Raw genomic sequence first — 2,417 nt, forward strand, 5'->3', positions numbered from 1 at the left:
AAAGTACATACTAAAAATTAAAAAAACATTTCTCTGTATTTTTCATGAATCAGATAAATGAAATTTTATTTCTATACGATGCGGATACATTAGGATTTTTTCTAACAGAAGAGAAAACATTGCAATAAGATTTCAAAAACTTGTAAGATAGTCTACGTATTTAATTGTAAAGTTCGATATTTTAATTATATCTTTATTGAACAAATGAATTATTCAATACTTGGTATGCGGACGCTGATACTTGCAACAGCAGGTATTATCTCATTGATGATGAGTTACTCATCCCCGGGTCAAAAGACTGCAGCAGGGTGGATGTATAACTACGCATTTGATGGGAATGCGTATGATATTGGACCGAACCGTATGCATGGCCAGATGGTTGGGGGCGTGACTGCTGCGCCAGACCGTTTTGGAAGAGCTGGGAAAGCCCTTAGTTTTAATGGTGTGGATGGTTTTATCCGTATTCCTTTTTCTTCAGCTTCAAAAAATCTGCCTACAGCTAATTTTGCATTTACTGTTTGGTTGTACGTAGATAAATATAATACGTCACCATTTTGGGATGAACTTAAAACAGATAAATATTCACCTGTTTTTTGTAAAACAGAAACTTCTACAGCTTTTCAATACCGTTTGGGTGTGGCAGACCAGGGATTTTATTTTGATGGTGGTGAAGAAGGCAGCTCTAAAGGCTTATATACAAGTAACGGTGTAACGCTTGTGCCTGGGAAATGGAATATGTTTGCGGTAACGTTTAATGGATATGTAGCAAAATATTTTTTGAATGGCCACTTAATTGCTTGCGAAAATATAGGAGCGAAGTTCTTAGAAAATAATCAACCTTTAATTGTAGGCTGTGATTTTCCCGGACAAGCAAGTTATTTCTCCGGCAAAATGGATGACTTCAGTATATGGGAAAAATTCATTACAGAAGATGAAGTGAAACAGATCTTCGCAGTACAATCCAAATACCCTTTTATTCCACCAAATATAACCGTGCCGCCGGCAGAGCCAGTAGTTGTGGCGCCTGACACAACAACCAAAACAATTGTTAAAGTTGCCCCCCCTGCACCTAAAGATTCAATAAAACCAACTATTACTAAAAAGGATTCGATTCCGTCGACTGCTCCAAAGCAGGAAGTATTTGAAGTTAAAAAAGGGGATAAGATCGTTTTGCGTCACGTATTATTTGTACAGAGCAAGGCAGAATTTTTACCGGAGTCTTATAAGGAATTGGATCAGCTTGTAGCAACACTTAATCAACAACCACAAATTACTATAGAGGTCAGCGGTCATACCGATAATCAGGGAAATCGGGATTTAAATATTGAATTGTCTGAAGAGCGCGCCGAGAAAGTAAAAGATTATCTGGTAACACATGGTATTGACGGCAAAAGGATCAACGTAAAAGGCTACGGCCCGGATAAGCCCATTAGCCCGAATGATACTGAAGAGCACAGAAGACTGAACAGGAGAGTAGAGTTTGAGATTATACAGATGTAAGTGAACGATCATTAATAACTGATCACACATAAAAAAAAGAACGTCCCGATCCCGATAGCTATCGGATCGGGACGTTCTTTTTTATGTGTGATAAGGAATCTGCCGGAAAAACTGTTGGTGGAGTAAACATCTCAATAAAAAAGTCATCCCGCTTTAGCAGGATGACTTTTTTTATGTTTGAAAATAACTATAAACTAATTCGTGATCAGCAACAGTATTATTTTTTACCAACTATAGCGATATCTAATTTGATGTCATCAGAAAGAACCATGTCTTTAGTTTTATCTGCTACATAAGAAACACCATATTTCTGACGGTTGAATACCAATTTACCAGTAGCTTTAACACCACCAACAGTATCAACAACGATATCCGTTACTGTTTCAGAGTTTGTTTTGCCACGTAGAGTTAAATCACCTGTTGCAGAGTTTCCGTTAACAGATTTAATAACAAATGTTGCAGTAGGGAATGAATCAACAGCAAAGAAATCTTTTCCGCTTAAGTGACCAACTAAATATTCTTTTGGATGGTCTTTTGTGTAACTGCTATCTGTAGGAGTGATTGATTTCATGTTTGCAGTGAAAGTACCGCCAGTTACCTGTAAACCTTTTACTGTAAGTGAACCTTCAGAAATTGTAAGGTTACCAAAGTGCTTATGCATTTTAAGCATTTGACCTTCCCAAACAATTTTAGAAGCAGCAGTGTCTACTGTGTAAGTCGCTTCAGTTCCTAAAGAATCTACAGCTTTAACTTCAGCAGGTTTGTTTGAGTTACAAGAAGAAAACATTACAGTTGCTAATACTGCACCTGAAATAAGTAATTTAATTTTCATAATTTGTTAGAATGGTTTAATAATACATGTTTAAACATATAATGAACAATTTTAAGAAAGAGTTCCTATATTTCCTAGCAAAGCT

Annotated in this window: 2 protein-coding genes; one reads left to right on the forward strand and one right to left on the reverse strand. The window is 36.5% G+C overall.

The window, feature by feature from the left end:
* Positions 1–204: 204 nt before the first annotated feature.
* Complete coding sequence (locus tag QZ824_RS11355) at positions 205–1,500, forward strand: OmpA family protein (protein ID WP_291276129.1); 1,296 nt, start codon at positions 205–207, stop codon at positions 1,498–1,500.
* Positions 1,501–1,717: 217 nt separating this feature from the next.
* Here the strand turns inward: QZ824_RS11355 and QZ824_RS11360 are convergent, their stop codons facing one another.
* Positions 1,718–2,332: a YceI family protein gene (locus QZ824_RS11360; RefSeq protein ID WP_291276130.1), complete on the reverse strand. Its 615-nt coding sequence runs from the start codon at positions 2,330–2,332 to the stop codon at positions 1,718–1,720.
* Between the last annotated feature and the right edge of the window lie 85 nt (positions 2,333–2,417).

The organism is Flavobacterium sp., from assembly GCF_021151785.1.
Lineage (GTDB): Bacteria > Bacteroidota > Bacteroidia > Flavobacteriales > Flavobacteriaceae > Flavobacterium.